At 47.0% G+C, this 25431-nt stretch carries 21 protein-coding genes; 6 read left to right on the top strand and 15 right to left on the bottom strand.

The genetic code is table 11. The annotated features are described in order from the left end of the window. Nucleotides 1-259: 259 nt before the first annotated feature. Nucleotides 260-745 (top strand): DUF1836 domain-containing protein, encoded by a 486-nt coding sequence (locus J3A84_RS06525; RefSeq protein WP_207599198.1) that lies wholly within the window; start codon nucleotides 260-262, stop codon nucleotides 743-745. A 165-nt stretch (nucleotides 746-910) separates the two neighbouring features. After that, nucleotides 911-1699, top strand: a complete 789-nt coding sequence (locus J3A84_RS06530; protein ID WP_207599199.1) for a VOC family protein — start codon at nucleotides 911-913, stop codon at nucleotides 1697-1699. Nucleotides 1700-1818: 119 nt separating this feature from the next. Here J3A84_RS06530 and J3A84_RS06535 read toward each other — a convergent pair whose 3' ends face one another. Both J3A84_RS06535 and J3A84_RS06540 read right to left on the bottom strand, forming a co-directional pair. After that, entirely contained in the window at nucleotides 1819-3828 is a 2010-nt protein-coding gene (locus J3A84_RS06535) for a fructose-1,6-bisphosphatase (protein ID WP_207599200.1), read from the bottom strand. A 126-nt stretch (nucleotides 3829-3954) separates the two neighbouring features. Next, nucleotides 3955-4428, bottom strand: coding sequence for a YbaK/EbsC family protein (locus J3A84_RS06540; protein ID WP_207599201.1), 474 nt, complete (start codon nucleotides 4426-4428; stop codon nucleotides 3955-3957). A 166-nt stretch (nucleotides 4429-4594) separates the two neighbouring features. Between J3A84_RS06540 and J3A84_RS06545 the strand changes: the two genes are divergently transcribed. Continuing rightward, complete coding sequence (locus J3A84_RS06545; RefSeq protein WP_207599202.1) at nucleotides 4595-5803, top strand: MFS transporter; 1209 nt, start codon at nucleotides 4595-4597, stop codon at nucleotides 5801-5803. 72 nt (nucleotides 5804-5875) lie between these two features. On the opposite strand, the gene J3A84_RS06550 is transcribed toward J3A84_RS06545, so the two are convergent. Continuing rightward, a complete protein-coding gene (locus J3A84_RS06550; RefSeq protein WP_207599203.1) occupies nucleotides 5876-7465 on the bottom strand; it encodes a PucR family transcriptional regulator in 1590 nt (529 codons plus the stop codon). 279 nt (nucleotides 7466-7744) lie between these two features. On the opposite strand from J3A84_RS06550, the gene J3A84_RS06555 reads away from it, so the two are divergent. Further along, nucleotides 7745-9688, top strand: coding sequence for an NAD(P)/FAD-dependent oxidoreductase (locus J3A84_RS06555; RefSeq protein WP_207599204.1), 1944 nt, complete (start codon nucleotides 7745-7747; stop codon nucleotides 9686-9688). A gap of 18 nt (nucleotides 9689-9706) precedes the next feature. After that, nucleotides 9707-10561, top strand: coding sequence for an SDR family NAD(P)-dependent oxidoreductase (locus tag J3A84_RS06560; protein WP_207599205.1), 855 nt, complete (start codon nucleotides 9707-9709; stop codon nucleotides 10559-10561). Nucleotides 10562-11064: 503 nt separating this feature from the next. On the opposite strand, the gene J3A84_RS06565 is transcribed toward J3A84_RS06560, so the two are convergent. The 12 genes from J3A84_RS06565 to J3A84_RS06620 form a co-directional block, all read right to left on the bottom strand. Continuing rightward, entirely contained in the window at nucleotides 11065-11958 is an 894-nt protein-coding gene (locus J3A84_RS06565; RefSeq protein ID WP_207599206.1) for an SGNH/GDSL hydrolase family protein, read from the bottom strand. 495 nt (nucleotides 11959-12453) lie between these two features. After that, nucleotides 12454-13404, bottom strand: a complete 951-nt coding sequence (locus J3A84_RS06570; RefSeq protein ID WP_207599207.1) for a hypothetical protein — start codon at nucleotides 13402-13404, stop codon at nucleotides 12454-12456. Further along, nucleotides 13385-13621 carry a helix-turn-helix domain-containing protein gene (locus J3A84_RS06575; protein WP_207599208.1) on the bottom strand — a complete coding sequence of 79 codons (237 nt, stop codon included), beginning with the start codon at nucleotides 13619-13621 and terminating at the stop codon, nucleotides 13385-13387. Before J3A84_RS06575 ends, J3A84_RS06570 begins: the two co-directional genes overlap by 20 nt. A gap of 12 nt (nucleotides 13622-13633) precedes the next feature. Then, complete coding sequence (locus tag J3A84_RS06580) at nucleotides 13634-14602, bottom strand: hypothetical protein (protein ID WP_207599209.1); 969 nt, start codon at nucleotides 14600-14602, stop codon at nucleotides 13634-13636. A 153-nt stretch (nucleotides 14603-14755) separates the two neighbouring features. Beyond that, nucleotides 14756-15628 carry an ROK family protein gene (locus tag J3A84_RS06585; protein WP_207599210.1) on the bottom strand — a complete coding sequence of 291 codons (873 nt, stop codon included), beginning with the start codon at nucleotides 15626-15628 and terminating at the stop codon, nucleotides 14756-14758. A gap of 291 nt (nucleotides 15629-15919) precedes the next feature. Further along, nucleotides 15920-16711 carry a DUF4412 domain-containing protein gene (locus tag J3A84_RS06590; protein ID WP_207599211.1) on the bottom strand — a complete coding sequence of 264 codons (792 nt, stop codon included), beginning with the start codon at nucleotides 16709-16711 and terminating at the stop codon, nucleotides 15920-15922. A 247-nt stretch (nucleotides 16712-16958) separates the two neighbouring features. After that, nucleotides 16959-17864, bottom strand: a complete 906-nt coding sequence (locus tag J3A84_RS06595; RefSeq protein ID WP_207599212.1) for a glycine betaine ABC transporter substrate-binding protein — start codon at nucleotides 17862-17864, stop codon at nucleotides 16959-16961. A gap of 57 nt (nucleotides 17865-17921) precedes the next feature. Beyond that, a complete protein-coding gene (locus tag J3A84_RS06600) occupies nucleotides 17922-18761 on the bottom strand; it encodes an ABC transporter permease (protein ID WP_207599213.1) in 840 nt (279 codons plus the stop codon). After that, entirely contained in the window at nucleotides 18754-19947 is a 1194-nt protein-coding gene (locus tag J3A84_RS06605) for a quaternary amine ABC transporter ATP-binding protein (RefSeq protein WP_207599214.1), read from the bottom strand. Before J3A84_RS06605 ends, J3A84_RS06600 begins: the two co-directional genes overlap by 8 nt. A gap of 428 nt (nucleotides 19948-20375) precedes the next feature. After that, nucleotides 20376-22019: an ABC transporter permease gene (locus tag J3A84_RS06610; protein ID WP_242694054.1), complete on the bottom strand. Its 1644-nt coding sequence runs from the start codon at nucleotides 22017-22019 to the stop codon at nucleotides 20376-20378. A gap of 17 nt (nucleotides 22020-22036) precedes the next feature. Next, nucleotides 22037-23113 (bottom strand): ABC transporter ATP-binding protein, encoded by a 1077-nt coding sequence (locus tag J3A84_RS06615; RefSeq protein ID WP_207599216.1) that lies wholly within the window; start codon nucleotides 23111-23113, stop codon nucleotides 22037-22039. Between the two features lie 10 nt (nucleotides 23114-23123). Beyond that, nucleotides 23124-24137 (bottom strand): ABC transporter substrate-binding protein, encoded by a 1014-nt coding sequence (locus J3A84_RS06620; RefSeq protein WP_207599217.1) that lies wholly within the window; start codon nucleotides 24135-24137, stop codon nucleotides 23124-23126. Between the two features lie 194 nt (nucleotides 24138-24331). On the opposite strand from J3A84_RS06620, the gene bsh reads away from it, so the two are divergent. Continuing rightward, on the top strand, nucleotides 24332-25315 hold the full coding sequence (bsh, locus tag J3A84_RS06625) for a choloylglycine hydrolase (RefSeq protein WP_207599218.1): 984 nt from the start codon (nucleotides 24332-24334) through the stop codon (nucleotides 25313-25315). Nucleotides 25316-25431 lie beyond the last annotated feature (116 nt).

A 25431-nucleotide genomic window follows, 5' to 3' on the forward strand; every position in this document is an offset into this window, starting at 1 on the left:
AACTATGTGTTGTCCTGTTCATATTATAACTCATTTCGACGTAAAATCAACATTGTAGTTTAAGAAATTTTATATTAATATGATACTATCTGGTTTTGATAACTACATGAAGCATGTATCCGTTCCCTGCAGTGCCTCAGGCACAAAGACAATGCACCGGTCCGTACCTGCTTCCTGACAGCCCCCCCGTCTCAGGATTTATTCCGCTCATGACCAGTTAAATACCATAGAACCGCTTTACGGCACGAGGAGAAATGAAATGAAGAAAGAAGAAATGCTGAAGCTACCCGAAATCTCGGAAATACCTGATTTTGGTCTGTATATGGACCAGGTCATCACCTATATGGAGAAATCCTATCCTAAGAAACCTCTGACAAAAACCATGATCAACAACTATTCCAAAGATAAGATTCTTTACCCCTCCCACAAGAAGAAATACGCCAGAGAACATCTGATGCTTTTAGCACTCATTCAGATCCTGAAGAGAACCCTGACGCTCCCTGAAATCAAGATTCTTCTGGGCCCTGTATCCAAGGAATGCGCCAATGGCCATACTGAGAGCCTTTACAGACTTTATGAAGACTTCCATGGACTTTTCAATACCACCATCTCCCATTCGGAAGAACTGCGAAACAGGGTCTCGGAGAATCTTTCAGACAGCCGCGTAAAGATTCTCGTATATTCATTAATTTCTGCCTATTTCGGCAATCTTTCAGAAGAACTTCTTGCTGAAGCCGATCAATAACGCAGATTTACTCATTTCTAGAACAATTCGCTAATTGTTCACAGTTATTTCTTATGGTTTTCATACGTCATTTTCACAAAACCTGTATCATAATGTTATGCAATCAGAGATTAATACTCAATATAATGATAAATTATGCAAATATTGGATGGAAATGAAGGCGATATGATGAAAACAATGGTGTTAGGCGCAGTACACCTTAATGTAACTGATGTGGAGGAACTCACCCTTTACTATGAAACTCTGGGATTCAGAAGCAGACAGACCGACGAAGGCATGGAGCTTCTTGCAGGAAGCAGACCCCTTCTCATTCTGCATCCTACAAAACAGACAAGACGACATGAAGTGGGACTCTATCATTTTGCTGTAAGAGTCCCTGATAGAGAAGACCTGGGCAATTTCCTCTATCACCTGGCGGTGAAGAGAATTCCTGTAACAGGATTTTCCGACCATCATGTGTCGGAAGCCATCTATCTCAGCGATCCTGAAGGAAATGGCATAGAGGTCTACTGGGACAAGCCTGAAAGCATCTGGAAAAACGGAAACGGAATCCATATGACGACAGATCCCATGGATGTGGATGGAGTCCTTGCCTCAAGAACCACCGACTCCTTTACAGGCTTTCCTGAAGGAACAGACATGGGTCACATCCACCTGCATGTACAGAATCTGGCAGACTCCCATAGTCATTACAAAGAAACACTGGGACTTGAAAAAACACTGGATTATCCCAATGCCGGTTTCTTCTCAAGAGACGGATATCACCACCACATCGGCATGAACATGTGGCTTCAGGGCAATCCCGATGTGAAGCGCGATGGTTACCCCGGTATCCACCACTTCAGCATTCATCTTGCTCCTGCTGTCTTTGACGAGATTTATGGTCCGGAGAAGACAGTGGTGGAAAACCGTGATCCCAATCATATCCTATATAAGGTTTATCGAGGCTTTTAACCAGTCTCTTTAAATAGATCTAGAACCCGCTTCCTCCTACTTGAAATATACTTTCTCTTTTTTGTATATTTCAACAAAGATGAACCCCGGAGAATTCGTTCTCCGGGGTTTTCCTGCGTCTATCTGTTTTCATAGGCTGTCTGGATGATTTCCTTGATGTATCCTTTTCTGTAGGCATTCACCAGCTGGAGAAGATCCTCCACCTGGGATTTCAGTTCCTTCCCGGTATCCGTGTCCGCAACGCGTCTGCGACTTCGGACACTTTCAAGGACCATTACTGTGGATACGATGTCCTTCTCTTCCAGAATGGCTTTCTGTGTGGATTCGAAAGGCTCATGACTGACCAGGTTCAGCCCGTGGGAATTGTAGATCAGCGTGTATCCCGCAATGCCGGTCTCCTTCTGGTACGCCTTGGCGAATCCGCCGTCAATGACCAGGAGCTTTCCGTCTGCCTTGATGGGACTTTCTCCTTTGACCACTTTCACCGGCACATGCCCGTTCACCAGGTGCCCATGCTCTTTATCCAGCCCGAACTCCTCCAGAATCATTTCGATGCGGTCCGGTCTTTCTCTGTCCCTGTAATATGGATTCTTTTCTTCCGCATGGGGCGCTTTGTCGTCAATGTAATACCGCTCGAAGGTGGCCATCTTTCTCTTTCCGAAGAGCGGAGAAGAAGGTCCGCACCAGAGATACCACATGGCATCCAGTCCCTGCTCCTTCAGCACGGGGTCATTATTGAAATAGCCCTGTCTTGCAAGGCGGTCCAGTTCGTCCAGAGCCGCTTTCCCTTTGTATCTCTCTCCGTCAATCGTGATCTCATTGAAATCCCCATCGTCATTCATGGGCATGCAGCCATGAAGCAGAAGGTTCCCGTTGAACACCTTATACATGCTGCCCTTGGAAAAGAGAAGCTGTACATGATCATTCAGTCTCATGGAGTTCATGAAGGAGCGTTTCAGCCTCTCCAGAATGTCCTTTTCCGCCTCTGTCAGAATGAAGGGATTCTTCGGATCGATGGTCGGAAATTCTGTGGAATTCAGTTCATACTCCACACCATCCACCTTGACGGTGCCTTTCTCGTAATCGATCATATCCAGCAGCATCCGATCGCTCATTCCATATTCCGGATGTCTGTAGATGATCTCCGCTTCCACCTTCATCTGGATGAGAAAAATCGCCTTGTGGATTTTGGCGATGAGCTCCAGCTCCTTCTGGTTCTTCTCTGTGACTTCCACCCCTTTGGGCATGAACTTCGAGAGCTCCCCGCTTCCGTAGTTCTCCATGGCGAAGGTGGCCAGAGGAAGAAGATTGATGCCGTAGCGGTCTTCCAGTAGCTCCAGATGATTGTATCTGGCAGTGATGCGCACAACATTTGCGATGAGCGCTTCGCTGCCGGCACAGGCCCCCATCCAGATCATATCGTGATTTCCCCACTGGATGTCCAGAGAGTGATACTCCTTCAGCATGTCCATGATGATATCCGCTCCAGGACCTCTGTCATAGATGTCTCCGATGATATGAAGCCGGTCCACGGCAAACCGCTGTATGAGATTGGATATGGCGATGATGAACGCCCTGGCCCGATCCAGATCAATGATGGTTTCAATGATCTTGTTGTAGTAATCATACTTGTTGATTCGATCTTCGTTCTCATTGAGCAGTTCATCCAGAATATAGGCGAACTCCTTCGGGAAAGCTTTTCTCACCTTGGACCTGGTGTATTTGGAAGAGACTCTCTTGCAGACTTCAATGAGTCTGAAAAGATGGATCCTGTACCAGTCGTCGATTTCCCTCTCATTGATGTCCAGCATATCCAGCTTCTCCGCCGGATAATAGATCAGTGTCGCCAGAGCCTTCTTTTCCGATTCTCTCAAGGTATTTCCGTACAGATCGTTGATCTTGTTTCGGATGACCCCTGAAGCATTCTTCAGCACATGGCGAAAAGATTCGAATTCTCCATGCACATCCGAGATGTAATGCTCTGTACCCTTCGGCAGATCCAGGATCGCCTGGAGATTGATGATTTCCGTCGTTGCAGCACTGATGGTGGGATACTGTCTTGCCAAAAGCTTCAAATAGTCTATATCTCGAACTGTCTCAACTTCCTTTCCAGTCAATTCATTCGTCATTCATAACGCCCCCAATAAAATTAACAATTCCGTTTCTATATTTCATTATACAGTAGATTCATTCATTGCCCCACACTGATTGCCAAAAATAAATGGATATTCAGCAAATAACCAGAATTCAGCCTGTCATTCTTCCCAATGCTTACAAACGTCCACCCAGCCCCTGGCTTTCGCATATCTGAAAAGCTCCTCAGGGGTCAGCTCAATGGCGCTGTTGTCACTTCCGCAGGCCGGAAAGACGCTTTCATATCTTTTCAGAGACAAATCCAGAAAAACCAAAGCATCCTCTGGCACTGCAAAGGGACAGACCCCGCCCACCGCATGACCTGTGAGCTTCTCCACATCCTCTGCCCGGAGCATCTTCGCTTTTCGTCTGAACCGCTCTTTGAATTTTCTGCTGTCCACCCTGGCGTCCCCAGCCGCCACAATCAAGACCGCTCCCTCTTCTCCATAAAAGGAAAGGGTCTTGGCGATCCTTCCGGGAATGACCCCTGCAGCTTCCGCTGCCAGCTCCACTGTGGCACTGGAGACAGGAAATTCCATCACCTGATCCTCCATGCCCAGCTTTCTGAAATATCTCTTCACATTCTCTATGGCCATGCTCTTCTTCCCCCTCATTCATTCCTTCTTTTCTTCTTCATTCTTCTATTCTATCAAAAAAAGCGTCATTAAAATCGGAAATCAGCAACCAGATTTTGTATCGTTTTTCATAATTGTTGTATTGGATGAAATTGTAAACACTGTCTGTAAGCTTTACAATAAGATTATGAGTTACAGAAAATTAAACCCGGTTATTAAAAAATTCATACTGATCGTTTTTCTTTATGGACTGACCTCCGCATCCTTCAACGGATTCTTCGGCATCTACATCAAGGAAATCGGCTATCCCGAAAGCGTCGTGGGCAGCATTCTGTCCCTCAGGAGATTATCCGTTGGGGTCTTCACCTTCCTCATCGCTTTCATCGCAGGCAAACTCGGCCACAAAAGAACGCTGATTCTGGGCCTTTTCACCGTGGGCATCACAAGTATTCTCATCGTCATAGTGGAAAACATCCGGTTTATGGAAATCATTTCGGTGCTCTTCGGGTTCGGACAGGCGGCCATGCTGACGGTGGAATCTCCCTTCATCTTCAATCAGACCGATGGAGAAGAAAGAGTCCATGCCTTCAGTCTCACCTTTGCCACCAGAAATGCGGCATTCATGTCGGGGTCTCTACTCACAGGGTTTCTGGCGGACATCTTTTCCACCAGAGTCGCAACGGATGCCATCGCCATACGCTATGCGCTGATTGCCGTGAGCATTCTGAGCCTTGTGGCCATCATTCCCTTGAGTCTTTTAAAGCCCAGGACGGCCAAGAGAGACAAGCAGCTGAACCTGAAAGAGATCCACTCCTTCTTCACGAAGCAGAACGTCGTCTTTCTAACTTATACAGGATTCATCGGCCTTGGCGCCGGACTTGTGGTTCCCTTCTTCGGCGTCTATCTGAAGTACATGCTGGAAACCACGGAAAGCCTTGTGGGACTGATTCTGAGCTTTGCTCAGCTGGGCACCGTTTTCGGTGGACTCAGTGTCCCTTACTTAAGCAGAAAGATCGGTAACTATAAAACCATTGTCATGACACAGATCTTAAGCATTCCACTGCTCCTCGCCATCGGGTTCCCTCAGGGAATCGTCATTGTGGCCATCGCCTTCTTTCTTCGAAGCTCTCTCATGAACATGGGACAGCCGCTCATAAGAAACATCGCCATGGATATAGTGGAAGAACAGCAGAGGCCCTTCATGAGCGCCATGCGTGTCATGGTCAACAACATCGCCCGTGCCTTAGGCATCTACGTAGGTGGCGGCATGATGGAGCGCATCAGCTACAATGCTCCTTATGCCTTGACCATCGTCTTCTACCTGATAGGCACCTTCCTGTTCTATCTTCTCTTCAGAGAGAGGATGAAAGAAAAATCGCTCCCCATGAGTGTATAGCTCCCATAGCTAAACTCATTAAAATTAAAACCCGCTCCTCATGAGCGGGTTTTATTATGCTTTGAGATTTCATTATACAGACCCCGAAACCCGGAGATACTGTTCCAGTTTGAATCCGCAGATGAGCCGGAAGATCTCTTCATCATCCTGAAGATCAAGGCCAGTGAGATCAAGAATCCGACTGATTCTGTATGAAAGACTGTTTCTGTGAATAGAGAGTAACTCTGCCGCTTTGATCATATGGCCACGGCATCGTGTGAATACACAAAGCGTCTCATAAAGTTCACTGTTATGTGCCTGATCATGCTCTCTAAGCGTTCTTAATGCAGGATGAGAAAACTGAAAGAGCTCTCTTTCTTTCATTTCACTGATCATGACATAGAAGCTGTACTTTTCAAAATACATGATTTCATCTTCTACACGCAGTCTCTCTCTGATTCTGTAGAGCTTTATGCATTGCCTGTAGACCTCCTTCAGGTTCATGATATTCGCACAGGGTCTACTAATTCCCATGTGCTCCACACCCTTATGAAATAAAGAAAGAAGCCTCTTCTCTTCTTCTGCTTTCAACTTTCCATCTTTCTGGATGCGGACAATAAATACCATCTGACTCTTTTCTTTCAGATAGGATGAACCTGGCAATATCCGCAGGATCTGTTCCTTGAGGAATTCGGCTGCATGAATACTGTTTAGGTATTCATTGGGTCGAACCACAAGGCACACCACCTTTTCAGGAAATTCGATCCTGCTGTTTTTCATGCGTATACGAATCAGCTCCTCCTCTCCACCATGAAGAAGTTCATAGAGCAGGTTTTCTCTCTGAGAGCCAAAAATCCCTCTATGCTTTTCCGAGCGTTGGAGCATTTCACAGACAGCACTGCCAAGATAGGGAAGAAACGCTTCTGCCAGTGCTTCTTTCGCTTTGTTCTTTTCTAGCAGAATCACATATCCTACCAGATGATTTTTCCAGAAAATCTTACTGCACAATTTCCGGTAGAGAGAAAACCGGCAGATCACTTCAAAGGTGGTGGAATTGCTCGGAAAGGGTCCTTTTTCCTCTAGTTTCTGCACTTCTCTTATAAACTCATAGGAACAGTATCCTCTTTCCAGATTCTTAATCCAGATGGGATCATCAATGGAATCTTCTGAAGACACATCCAGAATCTTGAATCCTGAATCAATAAGGATAATTGGATTATCCAGTTTCACCGAAACAGAAGCAATCATCTCCTTCAGATCATTGGCTTTCATGGTCAGTGCCATGAGCTCAGCCATTTCCGTTCCGGTTCTTTTTTCCTCATGCAGAATGTTATTTGCGGCCTGAAGAGTTTTCAGAATCTCCATTTCACTGACGACTGCATAGCTTTCAATGTTCCCTGTACTTTGAATCTCACCTCTGCATGATGAGAAGTCATCCTCATCTTCTCTTCCCTTTTTCAGTCCGAGAAGCATATTCCTTTTCTCTGGTAATTTTCCTTTCCTACTTTTCTGCCAGGAGAAAAAAGTGTCCGAAGGCGCAACGTAAAGCACCTTATCTCGAGCTTCTACCCCTGCTTCCAGAAGTGCAATTTCTTCAATCTCATCTTCCTCTCGGATCCGTGCGTCCACAAATACCAGACCGTAGTCATTTTCCAGGCGATTCTTAAGCTGACTGAATCTCATATATTCTCAGGCTCCTCTCCGTACCGGTAGCCTTTGTGCAAATAGCACAAAAGCTTTGCATTTATTCTTGCATCATTCATCTATCCCAATATCTCACCCTTTGTTATTATTATAACAGACCATTCATGAATTGTCAGTCAACACTTTACTGTTTAACAACAGACGAGCATTCCGAACGCGGATATTGCTTCAGCACTATCCTTCTACCTTTCCCGAAACGCAACAGCTATTGTTCAGAATGCCTGAACTAATCAGAATACCTACTATAAGGAGTGAATTATGAATTACGAAAAGTTATTTGAAAGAGGATCAATCGGCAACGTCCATCTGAAAAACCGTGTGGTCATGACCGCCATGGGTGTGAATCTGGCTAACTCCATGGGGGAAGCCAATGAGGTCATCACGAAATACTATGAAGAACGTGCTAAGGGAGGCGTCGGTCTCATCATAACAGAAATCGCCAGAATCGATGACGAGTTTGGGGTCGGCACACCGAATCAACTTTCTGTCACTGAAGGCAGGCATATTCCCCATCTGGAGAGGATGATCGAAACCATCCAGAAATACGGTACTAAAGTCTTCATTCAGCTGCATCACCCGGGACGAGAAACCAAAAGCCATCTACTAGGCGGAAAGCAGATTGTTGCACCATCAGCCATCATGTGTCAGGTGACTCAGGAAATGCCAAGAGCACTGACCACAGAGGAATGTGAAGGTCTCGTCAGGAAATTCATTAAAGGTGCCGTCATCGCCAAGACAGCAGGAGCGGATGGGGTGGAGCTTCACGTTGCTCACGGCTATCTGCTCAATCAGTTTGTATCTCCTTACAGCAACAAGCGAACAGACAAATACGGTGGCAGCTTCACCAACAGACTGCGTATCGTATCAGAAATCATCACAGGCATCAAATACATGTGCGGAGCGGACTTCCCTGTTTCTGTCAGAATCAGCGCAGACGAGTATGTGGATGGTGGCCTCAAGCTGGAAGACTCAGTGAAGATTGCGCGCACACTGGAAAGCTATGGCATTGATGCCATCAATGTCAGCAGCGGAACCTATGAAAGTGCAACAACGATCATCGAGCCTGGATCCTATCCCCAGGGTTGGAAAAAACATCTGGCAGAAGAAGTCCGAAATAATGTGAGGATTCCAGTCATTGCTGTAAACAACATCAAAGATCCGGAAACCGCTGAAAAGCTTCTTGAATCAGGTGTATGTGATTTTGTGGGCGTAGCAAGAGGGCATCTGGCAGATCCTTACTGGGTGAAGAAAACGAAAGAAGGAAGAAGTGATGAAATCAGAAAATGCATCGGTTGCCTGAACTGCTTTGCTGAACTGAATCAAGGCAGACACATCAAATGCAGCGTAAATGGAGCTCTTGGCAGAGAACTTGAATTTTCCTCACTGGAGAAGAATGGTCATGGTAAGACCGTTGCAGTGGTAGGCGGTGGACCTGCTGGTATGCAGGCAGCTCTGGTACTTGATCAGAAGGGTTTCCATACCATTTTATTCGACGAGAGAGAAAAACTCGGTGGCACCCTTAATGTTGCAGATAAAGCGCCCATCAAAGAAAAAGTACATCTCATGACCAATGGACTCATCCGTGAAATTGAGGAAAGCGGTGTGGAAGTGAGAAGGAATACGAAAGCCACAGTGGAACTGGTCAGAAGCCTTGATCCTGCAGGTGTGTTTGTGGCTGTAGGCGCCTCGCCTACCATCCCTCCTATTCCAGGTATTGATGGTGCAAACGTCATGAAAGCGGAGGATGTACTCACGGGAAAATCCACACCTCAGGGAAAAGTGGCTGTCATCGGTTCAGGACTGACCGGACTGGAAACTGCGGAGCTTCTGGCTGATCGAGGACATGCTGTGACACTGGTGGAGATGCAGAAGACCATCGGTCCTGGCGTCAATAGAACCATTCTTGCTGATCTCATGATGCGATTTGGCAAACATGATCCGACCATACTGTCCAATCACAGGCTGATGTCCATCTCTAAGGACAGCATCACTCTCATGAATCAGATGACATCCCAGCCATCTATGGTGGAAGCCGACACCGTTGTCCTTGCCCTTGGCGTGACGCCTAGAAGAGAAATGGTCCAGGCTTTCAGTGAATCCTTCGAAAACATCAGAGTCATTGGTGATGCTGACAAGGCAGGCCGTATACAAGAGGCCATCAAGGATGGATACACTCAGGCATTCGCCTTTACTACCTATTAGAGAAAGGAGTCTTTGAATATGAAAGAATTTAAAAATAAAGTTGCACTGATCACCGGTGCCGGCAACGGATTCGGTTTCGAAATCGCAAAAGAATGTGCAGAAAGACAGATGAAACTAGTTCTAGCAGATATTGATGAGAACGACCTTGAAGCAGCGGTTTCCTTTCTCAAAGAGAAAGGCGCAGAAGTCACAGGCGTACACTGCGATGTGACTCTTGATGCTGAAGTCCAGAAGATGGTGGATATCGCACTTGATACCTACGGGAGCATTGATTTTCTGGTCAACAATGCAGGGGTGGCGATTTCAGGTCCAGTATGGAAACTTCCTCTTCAGGACTGGGACTGGATCATCGGCGCTAACCTCATGAGTCAGGTCTATGCCATGAGAAGAGTCATTCCCATTATGCTGAAGCAGAAAACGGAATGTCACATTCTTAATGTGGCATCCGTGGCAGGGCTCATCACTTCCAACGGTATGCCCGCATACCACACCACAAAGCACGCGAGTGTTGCACTGACGGAGAGCACCAGTTATGACCTGCAGGCCATTGGCGCCAATATCAGACTGTCCGTGTTCTGTCCGGGCTTCGTCCAGACAGACCTGCACAATTATGAAAGACATCGTCCCGAAAGATTCATGGATAAAAGCGACCCTTACTATAGCAGCCCGGACTATTACAGTGGTCAGAAGAAAGCGGAATTTGTCATCAGAACCGGTATGCCCATTGACAGCATCGGCATGAGTGTGCTCAACGGCATTGAAGAAGATCAGTTCTACATTCTTACCCATCCGATCTACAGCACACTCATCGGCAGAAGAGTGAAAGATATGCTGGAGGGAAGAGGGCCAGATCTGAGTGTACTGAGAGGATAGCTGAAAAAGCTGAAAAAAGGAAAAGATAAAAAGCAGTATGCCGTTGCAGCGCTATGAAATAGAGCGAAGCAGCGGTCTTTTCCATTTCTGACTGGGCATATCACTTGTGATGCTCACGGACATAAATCTAGACGAAAGAAATGAAGCGATTCCTTATAAAATGCAGCCTGATTGCAAACCAAAAGCTGTTCAAGAAAAGAGCTATTCATTCTGAAACTATACTATAGATACAATGTGCTCTTCTTTTTCAGTTACTACGGATTATTCAACCTTTTCTATCTTTCATCATCTAGGCCCCTGTCTATAGCAACACATACCACGAAGATGTTTTCTCCTTAACAGATAAAAAACAGATACCGCCCGTGAGGGATTTACCTGTTTTTCGCCGAGTTATTCATCCTAGCCACAGCTTATCTTTGGTTTCATTGATGCATCCAGAAAAAGCGCTTGGAATTGTCTGTAGCGCATGAATTTTGATATCAAGTCAAGAAATCCTAATTACTTCAACTGTAATAATATCTGGAGTGTGCACTCCACAGTCTCAGTTTCAGCGTCCTGAAAATCACGCCATGCCCCTCATCATTGGGATGGATATCCACATTAAACGGATCGTCTGTGATATTGAACTCCACTACCTTTTTCGCTGTTATTCTGAAGGCACTGTATACATCCACCACATTGTATCTGTATCTGAACTGGTACGCTCTGATGGAGAGGTTGATGCTGTGAATGTATGGATTCAGAAGCATGGCTATGTCTGAATCCGACTCCACGGGACTGTACAGCGTACTCACATAGATTTCAGCATCTGGTGCAAGGGCTCTTATCTCTTTCAGTAGAAGCGAATAATACAGTTTAAAACTCGTGACACCCGAGGCCAGAGCCAGAGTCAGGGCCATGCTCTCAGGGGATGTGGGGTCTTTCAGCTTTTCCAGTATGGCAGCAATACGAGAGGGGTCCGCATTCACAGCTTGATTCAGTCCTTCCAGCGTACCTGGCGCTTCGGGATAAAGCTGCTTCACAAGTCCGATGACCGTGCCTAGAATGTTGTTTCCTCCAATGTTCATCGTGATGATGTCCGCACCGTGAATAAGCTCAGCGTAATTTCGGTCTTTGACCTGCCTGTACAGCTCTTCTGCAGTAAATCCTGGCACGCTAAGATTCCGATGATCCACCATGGAATATTTTGGATTGCCATCAAGATAGGTTTTGAAAAGCTCTGTGTATCCATTGCCGGCAGTAGCGCTCATCCCATAGGAGACCGAGTCGCCAAGGGCAAGATAGACAAGTTCCCCGGTATCTGCATGGACTGGATCTGGTGCGCTGATACCAGAGAATGCAAAAAGAAGTACCGCAGCCGTAAAAACAGACAGGAATCTTCTTCGCTTATTGGACATGATTTGGATCCTCCTTCAGATCTTAGAGCAACTTGATAATGAAAAACGCTGAAGCAAATTTCAAAGGCATAACCATAAAATATTAACTAGAAACTGATCTTTCACGTGACAGATTGATGCATATTCATTACAAACCACTGATTGACTTATATTTCACACTTTTATTAATCCCAGTATATACTCAACACAAGAATTTTTGATGAAATATATATAAACATATTTCAGTAATTCATTGGGCGCTTCGCGAAAACAGCATAAAAAGTGACCATAAGAAGACTTTTCAGTCCCCTTATGGTCACAGCCTTCCGAAGAAATCTTATATGGTTCACTCCATCGCATTGGTGTAATTCATCGGCATTTCTTTCTGTTACCCAGTAATCCCCAGCGTCTTTCTGGAAGAGCCCATCCTCCCTCTTTCTTGCTATGAGAGAGTCGGTTACCTATATTTTTCTGTTGCCGATCTGATTCTTCTATCCTGTACTACCCCTTATGAGCTTATTCTCTCCAGAGAATGGTGGTCATCATCTTGCTGATGATGCCGTTTTCCATTTCGTAATAGCTGGCAAAGGATTCCTCCCCCTTATTGACGATTTCCCTTTCCACGAAAGTCTTTCCATCTTCTCCGGCTTTTTCCGTCTCGATGATGAGATACTCCGCTTCCTCATTGGTTCCCATTTCCTCCGGCAGCTTTCCAGGCTCATATTCTCTTCGGATGAGCACCTGGTTGTCTGCATTCATCTCCACCACCGTGATTCTGCTTGGCGCATACATGAATGTATAGTTGATCTCGATATGAGATTCAAAAGACTTTGTCTCGCCGTTTTCCGTATAGCTCAGCGTCTGATCCGTCCGGGTGGATCCTGATGTGCCTTCTCCTGTCTCTCCTCCCATGGAGAAGCCCATGCCCCCCGGCATAGCGTAGACCACACCGTTCTCTTTCTGATAGACAGGATTCATATGCCAGGGACGTTCTGCTCTATTCTCCGAGAAGTAGATGGTCCCTGAGAGCTCGACTTTATACACATCTCCACCCGTGATGTGTGTACTCAGATCGCTGATTTCAGGATCGGCCACAGCCGAGCTGTAGGTCTCATTCTCCTCTTCATTATGGATCACAGCCACAAACATGGCATATCCTTCTACCCCTTCAAAAACGTATTTCTTTTCTTCATAGGAAGGAATGGCGTAAAGAACGCCCTCACTCCTGTTTTCATATTCCTCCAGAATCAGTACGCCATCTTCCATGTCCTCAAACATCTCAGGAGTCAGCTCCTGCTCTCCCCACAAGGAATTCATGGAGTCTGTAGTGATCAGCGCTCCGATGAGCCTGTCCTCCACAGAAGTTTCACTGCCTTCCTCCACGGCCAGCTGACATCCTGCCAGAATCATCAACATGGACAGGAAGAGAGTCACAATTCCAGTCTTCCTACTCTTTTTCATTTTCATCATACTCCTCCAGATTTCCATCGAATTTCAGAATGTCTCCCACGTCACAGCTGAGAAAGTAGCAGATTCTGTTCACGGTGCCGAAGCGGATACCCTTGGCTTTTCCGCTTCGGAGGATGGACAGATTCGCCTCTGTGATGCCTACCTTCTGACAAAGCTCTTTGGAGGTCATCCCCCGGTCTTTCAGCACCTCTTCCAGATGCACTGTAATGGCCAAATCATCCACCTCCTATATGAACAGATCATTGTCTTCCTTCAGCCTCTTGTTCTCACTGAGAAACTGGGTCGCAAGAAGCACACCGAGCACAAAGATCATGGGCATCACCGGTATCACAAGCGATGCGTTGATGGACAGAATCTCCTTCATGAAAAGAAGCTGCAGAATGTGGATGCCCATACCCGATAAGACGATCCCCACCAGGACCTTCACGGAAAGCCTGGTAAGCACATGGGCTTTCTGCATGGTCTCCTCAGAGAATCGATCTTTTCTGATTTCATCAGAAAGCACCATGAGATGATTCACAAGGAAGATGCTGAGAAAATAGGGCAGTGCCCTGACCAGGTGCTGAAGCAGAAGAAACACCTCGCTCAGAAAGAGATTCTGACTGGGGTCCGTGTTTCCTGCAAGAAAACTCTTCCTGGCTTCCAGATAGCCTCCGAAGGACAATCCGAATACGTTGAATACGAAAAGGATGTTCAGAAACCCGAGAAGCCAGACCAGATACTTCGACACCTCACTTTTCTCCGCTCCCAGAAAAATCCGCAGGGCCTTGAGCACCCCATAGGCGATGAGGACCGAGTAGACACTTCCTCCGAGGAAGGCTTTGCCCACAGGCGCCCCTGCAGCACTGCCAAACACCATACCCATTTTGCCGGGATTGATCATGTAGTACAGAACCAGGAGCAGCACTCCGCTTAGGAGCAGAAGCAGATGGTCTTCCTTCTCCACCTTCTTCTTTCTGAATCGGAAGAGATAAATCACTGCCGGAATCAGGCTCAGAAGAAGATAGAAGACCAGGGCCAGGATATTTTCTGCACTGCCTGAGAGAGACAGCGTTCTCAGAATCTTTCCGATCTGCTCAAAAGGAAAGGCCATGAGGGAACTGAAGACTTCAGGCAGGCTTGCTTTCAGAAGGAAAAACGCCACAAGGAGAACCCCTTCGACTACGAGTATTTTCTTAAAGATATTCTGTTTCATACCATCCTCCATGAATTATTGTCTTACGATAATTTAATACCTGTAGTATACGCCATAAATTATTGTTTTACAATAATTTATAAAAAAAATAATCCGCGAAATAAAAAAAGCAGGCTCTTCGCTCTGCTTTACCACACGCTTCACAATGCTGCTTCAGTTCTGATCCGGCTGAAGGAAATTCAATACGGCTCCAAAAAGATTGGCGTCATTTCTGAAGGTGCAGGGAACAATGGATACGTCAAGAGCCTCTGCACCCCGGTCCTTCAGGTGCTGCACCACTTTCCCTGAAATGCGTTCTATGAGGTCTTCCCTTTCGGAAATTCCTCCCCCTAGAATCACAAGGTCCGGATTGAATGCCACGGAAAGATTGTAGATGCCCCTGGCCAGTGCATCCATGAGACTTTCCACATGCTTCATCGCTGCGGGTTCCCCTCGGTCCGCTTCAGAGAAAAGAAGGGTTCCATCTGCCGCATCCAGCCCCATTTCTATCCTGTAGCGCTCCGCCGCTTTCACAGGACTGCCCAGGTCACTTAACGTATGGGTCTCATCCAGCAGCATGTAGCCGAACTCGCCTCCGAAAAGATTTTTCCCTCTGTGCAGCTTTCTTCCCTGAATCACCGTGCCCCCGATGCCGGAGCCGATGATGAGAAAAAGAGCATGGTCCGCATCTTTCGCGGCCCCTTCATGAAGCTCTGCCAGGGCAGCGCAGTTGGCATCATTCTCCATGCTGACCGGCAGGTGAAAGAGCGCTTCCAGTTCTTCCCGGATCGGAAAGTCATGGATGTAGGGCACCGCACTGAGCCCCCCAATGATGCCGGTCTCCCTGTTCACTGCTCCCGGGCAGCTCAAGGCAATTCCCTGGATTTCGCCTGTGGAAGCATGTGAACTTATCATCCTGCCCATTTCCTCATTCATCTCCTCCCAGGTTGCCGGAGTGGGAAAAGCCCCCTTTCCTTCCAGATGGTCTTCTGTCCAAAGGGCATACTTTACACTGGATCCTCCGACATCAAAAACTGTCAGTCTCATAATAGTTCCCCGCCTTCTCTTTATTCTTTTGAATCCTTCTCCGCAATTTCTCCGTGGCCATGGAAACCTTACAGCTGGTCTCCAGGATCTTTCATTTCAGTATACCGAAATGGACCTCTTCAAACAATGATGATACATCCGATTTCACCCGTTCATCCTTGGCCCGCAGACTTCCTCTTTTCCTTTTTCTTGCCAGCCCTGCATATGGAAAAAGAGCCGTCCTGAAGGTGCAAGCACTCTTGGTGCTCGGGACAACTCTTTATAATCTTGACCTTTCAATGGAACTCCAGACTAAGGTGCCGTAGGCATCATGCTGTCCAGATCCATAATCTGATATCCTTCAGGTATTTCAAAGAGGTCGTCGGATAGACCGCCCACTTTGAAGTCCGTGACTTCGGACACATATATTTCATCATTCTCCATTCTGGTTTCCACTCTCATGGGAAAACCGTACTGCTCATGAAGCCACATCTTCACCTGGTATCCGGAATCCCGATCTCTGGATTCCACCACATGACAGGACACACCGTTTATGGTTTCCTTTCCCAGGTAGTTCATACTGCTCTCATCCACATCCTCCGTGAAATCCTCCAGTGTCGGAATGTCTCGATCCTCACCATCGTCCATCCCCATGGGCATCCTGATGGCTGTTTTTGACTGAGGATCCAGTGTATAGAATGCATCCTCCGTGTAGATCATCATGGCGCTCTGGCCCATGACTTCACTTTCCATCCTCATGAGTCCGCTTTTCATGTACATCTTTGTGGTGTAGTCTTCTTCTCCCATACCGGTGACTTTCATCTCATAGTAGAACTCATCCATTTCCCTTCCACCGGTGAATAGATCAGAGAGTTCCTCCTCACTGAGTTCATTCTCCGCTTCCGGCTCTTCAGCTTCTTCCGGCTCCTCTGAAGGAGTCTCTTCTCCTGGCTCAGGAGTCCCTTCTTCTCCCTGAGAAGGCTGCTCTCCCTGGGGCTCTTCCGCATCCCCGCCTCCTCCGCATCCCCAGAACAGGAATGCACCCATCAGAAGCAGTACACCAATGACAATCCACTTGTTCTTTCTTCTTCCAGTTTTGTTCATCTTCATCACTCCAAATCAGTCGAAAGTTCATGTAATGGCAAGTAAAGAGAACGAGGCTGCTGGCTTTTACTCTGCGTGTGTCACGAATCCCTATCGCTCTATGGTTATGCCCATTATACCACCTACATAAGAAATAAAAATGAAATAACTGTTACAACCCATTGCTTTTCAGCATCTGCGCTTCCTTTTTTCTGTGCACAAAGAGGCGTCCCCTTTGCGGGAACGCCTCTTCATTCGTCTTATTCTACTAGTCTTCGATGAGATCTTCTATGGAATCAATGTCCATGTATGCTGGTACGATGAGGCCGATGGCAGCACCTTCCAGGTTGGGTCCAAGATCATCGATTTCCGCTTCAAACTTCTCATAGTGGTCTCCATGGGTTCCAGGAAGCCATGCTGCCACGATGGCATCTGTCTTCGCAGAAGCTACCGCTTCCCACATAGGTCCGTTTTCCACCTGAGTCAGGGTCACATCATAGCCAAGGTCACCTAAAACAGTTCCGATGACATTGGTGGACGCGATTTCAGTGTCCCAGGCCACATAGGCCAGATTGATTTCCTGTCCATCTACAGCTTCTACGCCTTCTGTCCATACGGATACCTTCTCCTGATTGTTGTCCACCCATTCTCTAGCAACTTCTTCAGGTTCTCCGCCTTCATTGATCTGTACCATGACATCTTCCATGTCAGAGCCTTCCCAGTAGAAGTTGTCCAGTACCTGATAGGCTTCTGGCATATCCTCTTCCAGTCCCAGTCTTGCGATGGTGTGGATGTTTTCCGCTTCACCGAAGGATCCCTTAGGATCTTCCAGATACTTCAGATCATACTTTGAGAATTTCCAGTGGGGATTCCATCCGGTTACAATGATGGGTTCCTCATTTTCAATGGCATCAGACAGCGCCTGGGTCATGGCTGCCCCTGAACTGGTCTGAACCGTGTACTCAAGGCCGTAGGCTTCCACTGCTTCTTCAGCAGATCGTACGACACCTGCACCGGCATCGATTCCTGTGATGGTGTAGTCCAGCTGCTCACCGAGAGAAGTCTCTCCTGATGCAGGGTCTTCCCCTTCTGCGGCTCCTGAACACCCTGCGACGAAAATCGCCATGGCTGCTATGGATGCGGTGATGAGTTTCTTGTACTTCTTGTTTAACATATGTTGTATTCCTCCTTGTGTATGTGAAAACCTGCCTGATGACAGGTTACTTCTAACCTAGTGCTTCCTGCGGTTCATGGCCTGAATCAGTCGATCCAGAATGATGGCAAGAATGACGATGGCAAGTCCGGATGCGAAGCCCATTCCAGCCTGGTTTCTACCGATGGCTCTGTAGACTTCTGTTCCAAGACCCTCTGCTCCGATCATGGAAGCGATGACCACCATGGACAGTGCCAGCATGATGGTCTGGTTCACGCCCTGCATGATGGTGTTCTTGGCCAGTGGAATCTGCACCTTGAACAGTTTCTGGGCGCCGGTGGAACCGAAGGCATCCGCTGCTTCAATGAGCTCGGTGGACACTTCCCGGATTCCCAGGTTTGTCAGCCTGACCACCGGCGGCATGGCGAAGATCACCGAGGCGATGATGCCTGGGACCATTCCGATGCCGAAGAATGACACGGCCGGAATCAGATAGACAAAGGCCGGCATGGTCTGCATGAAGTCGAGAATCGGCTTCACGATACTTTCCACGGTGGAGTTCTTGGCCATCCAGATACCCACCGGAATCCCTATGACAATGGCCACAAGACTTGCCGCCAGGATCAGAGACAGGGTCATCATGGTGCCTTCCCAGAAATCCAGGTTCCAGATGAGCAGCAGTCCGAAGAGAATGAATACGGGCAGTCCCCATATCTTCTTCGTGAAATAGACGGTCAGGCCCACCAGAACCAGAATCAGCACCCATGGTGGAAGAAACAGCAGGGCGTCGCTGATATAACCCACGAAGGTATCCAGAAACTCGCTGATGGGTTCAAAGATCCACTGGGCATTCTGCCTCAGATAGCTGACCATGGTGTCGGTCCATTCCACCAATGGAATCTGTGGTATGTTATTCATCTGCTTTCACCTCGTTTCTGGATAGTGCTGCTAGAACTGCGCCTCTGACGATGATTCCCTTAAGGATTCCATCCTCTGTGACCGCCATGGGAATCTGTGTATTGTGGATCTTATCGAAGAGATCGATGAGGGCCACATCCTGTGAGACGGTGGGCACATTGGTGTCCACGATCTCACCCAGATCCTTCACTCCGTTTTTGATGGCCTCCGCTGCAGCTTCCGCTGTAACGATGCCATAGAGTTCATTGTTGTTTTTTGTCACGTAGACACTGGAGATCCCCGCCTGCTTCATTCTCTGCAGCGCAACTCTGGGTCCTGCTTTTCCAAGCTGGATGGTTTCAGGACGGATCATGACGTTCCCTGCTGTGAATACCTTGGATCTGTCCACGTCTTCCACGAACTTCTCCACATAGTCATCTGCAGGATTGGTCATGATTTCCTCCGGTGTCCCGATCTGAACGATGACGCCATCTTTCATGAGGGCGATCCGGTCACCGATCTTCAGCGCTTCATCCAGATCATGGGTGATGAAAAGGATGGTCTTCTGCATTTTCTGCTGCAGGTCCAGAAGCTCATCCTGCATTCCTTTTCGGATGAGCGGATCCAGCGCGGAAAACGCCTCATCCATCAGCAGAATATCCGGGTCGTTGGCCAAGGCTCTTGCAAGGCCGACCCTCTGCTGCATACCACCGGAGAGCTGATTGGGATACTGGTCTTCATAGCCCTTCAGGCCAACCAGTTCCAGCGCCTGTCTGGATTTCTCCGCAATGACGCTTTTGTCCTTCTTCTGGACTTCCAGTCCATACCCGGTATTTTCCTGTATGGTTCTGTGGGGAAAGAGTCCGAAATTCTGAAACACCATGCCCAGCTTCTTTCTTCTTGTTTCCATGAGCTGCTTCTTGTCCATCTTGGAGATGTCTTCCCCGTCAATGAGAATGGTACCGTTACTAGGCTCGATGAGTCTGTTCACCAGACGGATCAGCGTCGATTTACCACTTCCTGACAGCCCCATGATGACGAAGACTTCTCCCGCTTCCACATCAAAGGATACTCTATTCACTCCGACGGTCATGCCGGTTTCCTTTAGAATCTCATCTTTGGATTTTCCTTCCTTTAGCATACGCACACCCTGCTTCGGATGCTTGCCGAAGATCTTTGTCAGATCTCTGACTTCAATTTTCTTCATTTGACCACCTACCTTTTCATGTTGTTTATTGTAGTGAAATAAAAAAGAGCCTTAATGATATATAAAGCTCTAAACTTATATAATATAACAATATTCCAGTTATTAATTATATAATACTAATTGTGTTTCGTCAAATGATGTATACCATTTCATAGATTGGTGACACTTTATCTCGCTAAACCATATCACAAATACGCCCAAATACGCTCCTATTCTCATATATGCGGCAAATCTCATTTTTTCATGAAGTTGTCACTTGGCGGCACTTCCTGATGGGTGTCTTCCTCCTCTCCTCCAAGGTACGCATCATTCCTCTTCTCCTACATCTCCTCTGGATCCAGTTTCAGCGCACCGTCTGCGTTGGAGCTCTGTTCTCCCTTGAAATGGGGAAAGCCGGATTCCTTTCGGCATCCGGCTGAGAATAGTGATTACATTGTAATGTCTTCCGTTCTTCCTACCTTGTTCAGGATGAGAAGAGAAAGAACCGTTAATAGAGTCAGAATGGTTGATAGTGCTCCTGCAACGCCATAGTTTCCACGGATAACCTGCGTATAGATGGCTATAGTCATGGTCTGTGTTCTCACCGTATAAAGAAGTATGGCCGTAGACAGCTCCGAAATCATGGTGATCCAGCTGAGTATGGCACCGGCTATGATGCCTGGAAGCATCATGGGTATGGTGATTCTGATGAAAGTATTCAGTTTACTGCTCCCAAGACTGTATGCAGCCTCTTCCGTGGACATGGGAATCTGCTGAAGCGCATTCACCGATGACCGGATGGAATAAGGAAGCCTCCTTATGACCAGTGCAATGACCATGATGGTAGTGGTTCCGCCGATGGCAAGAATTCCTGAATCGGCAATACCATTATTGAATGCCATGAGAAATGCGATACCCATGACTGTACCAGGAATGATGTAGGGGATCATCGATACGATATCAATACTTCCCGTTGAAACATTGCTTCTTCTCACCGTGAGATAAGCAATGATCACGCCTACCGCTACAGTCAGGATCAGCGCAACAAAGGGTATCCTGATGGTATTCCAGATGATATCCGACATTCCGGAAAATGCTCTGCGATAGCTGTCTAAAGAGTATCCTTCCACAAACACCATACCGCTGGTGTTCTTGAATGAGGTGTACATGATATACACCTGAGGCAGGATCGACACCAGAACCACGATATAGATGAAGAGATGCATGATCACTTTCAGCACACCTTTAGGCTTCTGAATCTCGATGGGTCTCAAGGTATGCATGGTGATGGCTTTCCTGTTGGCTATATACTTCTGGATCAGGAATATGATGGTCGTGATGATGACGGCAATGATGGAGATGGCACTGGCAAAGCCTGCGCTTCCCCCCACTTCCCCCACAAACTCGTTGAAGATCAGCACAGGAAAAGTACGATACCCTTCCCCTATGAGCATCGGTGTTCCGAAGTCAGCAAGGGCTCTCATGAAGACCAGAAGGGAGGAAGACAGCAGTGTAGGGACAACCAGAGGCAGGATCACCTTATAGAATCTCTTGAATCCCGTTACCCCCATATTTTCCGCAGCTTCCAGAAGGGACATATCGATCTTTTTCATGGACCCACCCACCATCAGGAAGATCAGCGGATAAAGCTGAAGGGTGAACACCAGAACGATACCGAATACCCCATAAATCTCCGGTGTCTGAATACCCAGATCCGCGAAGAAATTCGTGATGACTCCGTTTCTTCCTAATAAGAGGATCCAGGAGTATGCTCCGATGAAGGGTGCGGACATGGAAGCAAGGATAATGAAAATCCGCAGGGTCTTTTTCCCGGCAATGCTGTACATTGTAAAGAAATAAGCGATGAGCGTGCCTATGATCAGTGCAAACACCGTCCCCAGTGTGGACACCACAAAGGAGTTCTTCAGTGTTGCAGAATAATAGGACTGAGAAAAGAATTTCTGGAAATATTCCAGCGTAAATCCTGAGTCTGTAAACAGTGCAAGTTTCAGCAGATTTGCAATGGGGTAAATCAGAAATACAACATAAAGTAGAACTACGAGAATGGTTTGAGCGTCCCATAGATCAAACATTCTCCTTGATTTCGTCTTCATAGGATACTGAGATTGGAAGAACCATCCAGTGTGAATACATTGATCTTATTGATCTTCACACCCAGAATCGTCTCCTGTCCATCCTCAAAAGTATCATTGAGACTGGACTCTTCCACCATCTGGATTTCTGTTCCATCTTCCAGCACACAGTAATATTCAGTATTTAAACCAAGGTACACACTGTGCACGATTTTCGCTTTCATCCCATCTGCTTCACCGGGAAGAAAGTCTTCGGGACGAATACTCACTTGTATTTTCTGATCTTTTTCATCGCTTAATCTTGGATACAGAAAGCTGTATCCGCAGTTCAGGTTGATTTTCGCCACTCCATTCTCGTGAACCAGTTCTCCTTCCAGGAGATTGGTTCTACCGATGAAGGAAGCCACGAACACATTCTGTGGTCTGTGATAGATTTCTCTGGGTTTGCCCAGATGCTGTATGATGCCATCCTTCATTACTGCGATCTCATCGCTGATGGCCATGGCCTCTTCCTGGTCGTGGGTCACATAGACGGTGGTGATGCCCACCTTATGCTGGATGTCACGAATGGCTTCTCTCATCTCCACCCTGAGCTTTGCATCCAGGTTGGATAAAGGCTCATCCATGAGCAGCACATCCGGCTCTATGACCAGAGCTCTGGCCAGGGCCACACGCTGCTGCTGACCACCGGATAGCTTGTCCGGCTTGCGGTCGGCATAATCATAGATCTGCATCAGTTTCAGAAAGTGGTCGACTTTTGAGGTGATGGTCTCTTTATCCATTTTTCTCTGTTTGAGACCAAATGCAACATTTTCACGGACGGTCAGATGCGGGAAAATCGCATAGTTCTGAAACACCATGCCGATGTTTCGTTTGCTTGGATCCATATTGTTGATGAACGTTTCATTGAAATAGAATTCTCCGCCCTCGATGGTATTGAATCCGGCAATCATTCTCAGCAAAGTTGTTTTTCCGCATCCGGATGGACCCAGAAGGGTAAAGAGCTGTCCGTCCTTTACCCTCAGGCTCAAATCCTTTATCACCGTGATGCTGCCGAATCGTTTCACTGCATCATTAATGATAATTTCACTCATATGAATCTCCTTATTTGTTCGATTCTATTTCTGCAAATATGGTCTTATACTTTTCCACCATTTCATCCTTATGCTCTCTTACATAATCAATATCCTCAGTGATGGTATTGATTTCACTCATAGGTGTCATGGTATCACTGGTCTCCACATCTTTCAGTACAGGTCGGTTGGTTGTCTGGGTTCCATATACATTCTGAATTTCCTGGGAGATGATGAAGTCTATGAACAGCTTCGCATTGTCCATGTTCTTTGCGCCTTTGATGATGGCGGACCCTGCGGGAAGAAATACAGTTCCTTCTTCAGGATATACGATGGTGACATCGGCGCCGTTATTCAGAAGTGCAACAGATGGATCTTCATAGGTCAGCCCCACAACCATTTCTCCATCGGATACGGATTTGTATACGTTGGAAGAACCGGAAGCCAGCTTACCATCGATGTTGGTGAAGAGTTCCTTGACATAATCCCAGACACCTTCATCTTCATATCCGCCCATGGCCAGAAGCATATTCGTCAGCTGGGCAAAAGCACTGGATGAACTGGCAGGGTCCGCTGTGGCGATCTTTCCTTTCAGCTCAGGATTGAGAAGGTCGGCATAACCGTTGATCTCCAGATCTCCGATGAGATTGTTGTTCACGATGAGCACACTGCCATCCAGAACATATGGCGTGATGTATCCGGTCTTGTTCTGGTAATCTTCTATGACCATATCATTATTGGGTGAGGTATAGGGTTCGAAAAGATTCTCATTCTGTGTGAATGTGGAGTATGCACCACCGAACATGACGTCTGCCACAGGGTTGTTCGCTTCAGAATTCATCTTTGTGAACAGTTCCCCCGTCCCTGCCTGAATCAGATCCACCTTGATGTCATACTTCTCTTCAAAAGCCGGAATGGTGGAGGCGATAAGTCCTTCTGAGTTTGGAGAATACACCACCAGCGATTTGGAATCTCCCCCATCACTGGACCCGCAGCCTGCAAGGATCATTGTTGCAGTAAATAGAGCAGCCAATACTTTTTTCATTTCTCTTCCTCCTTGATATCTTGTTCGAAAACATCAGATAACGTTTTCATATCACCATTGTAAACTATTTTGTCCATTTCGTAAACGCATCCGTATTTCGTTCAAAAACTGTTCTCTTCTGATTCTCAAATCCTCTGAACTCATATGATATGATAGCGGAAACGGATAACTTTTATTCTGAAGGAGGAAGACAAATGTGCACAGCGATAACCTATAAAACAGAAGACAGCTATTTCGGCAGAAATCTGGATCTTCACTATTCCTATGACGAGAAAGTCACCATAACACCAAGAAATTTCCCTTTCCATTTCAAAGCAGCAAGCCTCTCTCTGGAGCGGCACTATGCCATGATCGGCATGGCTACCATTATAGACGGCTATCCATTGTATTATGAGGCATCCAATGAAAAGGGCGTAAGCATGGCTGGACTGAATTTCCCTGGAAATGCGGTCTTCAAGCCTTTTGATGAGAACAGAACCAACATTTCGCCCTATGAGTTCATCCCCTATATTCTGGGACAATGCAAGAACATGTCTGAGGTGAGAGAACTCCTTTCAAAGATGAATCTTGTGGATATTCCTTTCAGCAAGGACCTTCCCTTGGCACCCCTACATTATATGATTGCCCATGGGGAGGAATCTCTCACTATTGAAGCGGTGGAAGAAGGACTGAAGATTTACGACAATCCTGTGGGTGTTCTGACGAACAACCCTCCTTTTCCTTACCATCTCCAGCGGCTTCAGGACTTCATGCACGTCACGAGCCATGCCCCCGAAAATCTGTTTTCTCCTAAGATCAAGCTCAGAGCAGACAGTCTTGGCATGGGCAGTATAGGGCTTCCTGGAGATTATTCCTCAAACTCCAGGTTCATCCGCGCTGCTTTCGTGAAGCTGAACTCCCCTTCTCCTTCTTCCGAGAGGGAGAGCGTCCATCAGTTCTTCCACATTCTCTCCTCGGTCTTTCAGCCTAAGGGCTGTTCTCTGGTCGATGATGAGCACTATGAGTATACGATCTACAGCTCCTGCATCAATACGGACAAAGGGATCTACTACTACAGAACCTATGACGATTCTGAGATCCATGCGGTGAAACTGTTCCTGGAAGATCTGGAATCCACTGGACTGACGTCCTACCCGCTGGCCCAGCCGAAAGGCTTCCATGTTCAGAATCCCAAATAGCATCCAGAGGTACAGATTCTCCTTTTCTGACCCACTGCATATCAGAACTGGTCTGCAGGAGAACTCCGAGGGCAGAGACTGTTCCTTGCTGTCAGAAAAGAATCCGTTCCTGTATG

The organism is Proteiniclasticum aestuarii, assembly GCF_017368455.1.
In the GTDB taxonomy this organism is placed as follows: domain Bacteria; phylum Bacillota; class Clostridia; order Clostridiales; family Clostridiaceae; genus Proteiniclasticum; species Proteiniclasticum aestuarii.

Bases quoted from the DNA above. Each gene is read 5' to 3' on its own strand.
- J3A84_RS06525 (WP_207599198.1), top strand. From the start codon at position 260: ATGAAGAAAGAAGAAATGCTGAAGCTACCCGAAATCTCGGAAATACCT.
- J3A84_RS06530 (WP_207599199.1), top strand. From the start codon at position 911: ATGATGAAAACAATGGTGTTAGGCGCAGTACACCTTAATGTAACTGAT.
- J3A84_RS06535 (WP_207599200.1), bottom strand. From the start codon at position 3,828: ATGACGAATGAATTGACTGGAAAGGAAGTTGAGACAGTTCGAGATATA.
- J3A84_RS06540 (WP_207599201.1), bottom strand. From the start codon at position 4,428: ATGGCCATAGAGAATGTGAAGAGATATTTCAGAAAGCTGGGCATGGAG.
- J3A84_RS06545 (WP_207599202.1), top strand. From the start codon at position 4,595: ATGAGTTACAGAAAATTAAACCCGGTTATTAAAAAATTCATACTGATC.
- J3A84_RS06550 (WP_207599203.1), bottom strand. From the start codon at position 7,465: ATGAGATTCAGTCAGCTTAAGAATCGCCTGGAAAATGACTACGGTCTG.
- J3A84_RS06555 (WP_207599204.1), top strand. From the start codon at position 7,745: ATGAATTACGAAAAGTTATTTGAAAGAGGATCAATCGGCAACGTCCAT.
- J3A84_RS06560 (WP_207599205.1), top strand. From the start codon at position 9,707: ATGAAAGAATTTAAAAATAAAGTTGCACTGATCACCGGTGCCGGCAAC.
- J3A84_RS06565 (WP_207599206.1), bottom strand. From the start codon at position 11,958: ATGTCCAATAAGCGAAGAAGATTCCTGTCTGTTTTTACGGCTGCGGTA.
- J3A84_RS06570 (WP_207599207.1), bottom strand. From the start codon at position 13,404: ATGAAAATGAAAAAGAGTAGGAAGACTGGAATTGTGACTCTCTTCCTG.
- J3A84_RS06580 (WP_207599209.1), bottom strand. From the start codon at position 14,602: ATGAAACAGAATATCTTTAAGAAAATACTCGTAGTCGAAGGGGTTCTC.
- J3A84_RS06585 (WP_207599210.1), bottom strand. From the start codon at position 15,628: ATGAGACTGACAGTTTTTGATGTCGGAGGATCCAGTGTAAAGTATGCC.
- J3A84_RS06590 (WP_207599211.1), bottom strand. From the start codon at position 16,711: ATGAACAAAACTGGAAGAAGAAAGAACAAGTGGATTGTCATTGGTGTA.
- J3A84_RS06595 (WP_207599212.1), bottom strand. From the start codon at position 17,864: ATGTTAAACAAGAAGTACAAGAAACTCATCACCGCATCCATAGCAGCC.
- J3A84_RS06600 (WP_207599213.1), bottom strand. From the start codon at position 18,761: ATGAATAACATACCACAGATTCCATTGGTGGAATGGACCGACACCATG.
- J3A84_RS06605 (WP_207599214.1), bottom strand. From the start codon at position 19,947: ATGAAGAAAATTGAAGTCAGAGATCTGACAAAGATCTTCGGCAAGCAT.
- J3A84_RS06610 (WP_242694054.1), bottom strand. From the start codon at position 22,019: ATGTTTGATCTATGGGACGCTCAAACCATTCTCGTAGTTCTACTTTAT.
- J3A84_RS06615 (WP_207599216.1), bottom strand. From the start codon at position 23,113: ATGAGTGAAATTATCATTAATGATGCAGTGAAACGATTCGGCAGCATC.
- J3A84_RS06620 (WP_207599217.1), bottom strand. From the start codon at position 24,137: ATGAAAAAAGTATTGGCTGCTCTATTTACTGCAACAATGATCCTTGCA.
- bsh (WP_207599218.1), top strand. From the start codon at position 24,332: ATGTGCACAGCGATAACCTATAAAACAGAAGACAGCTATTTCGGCAGA.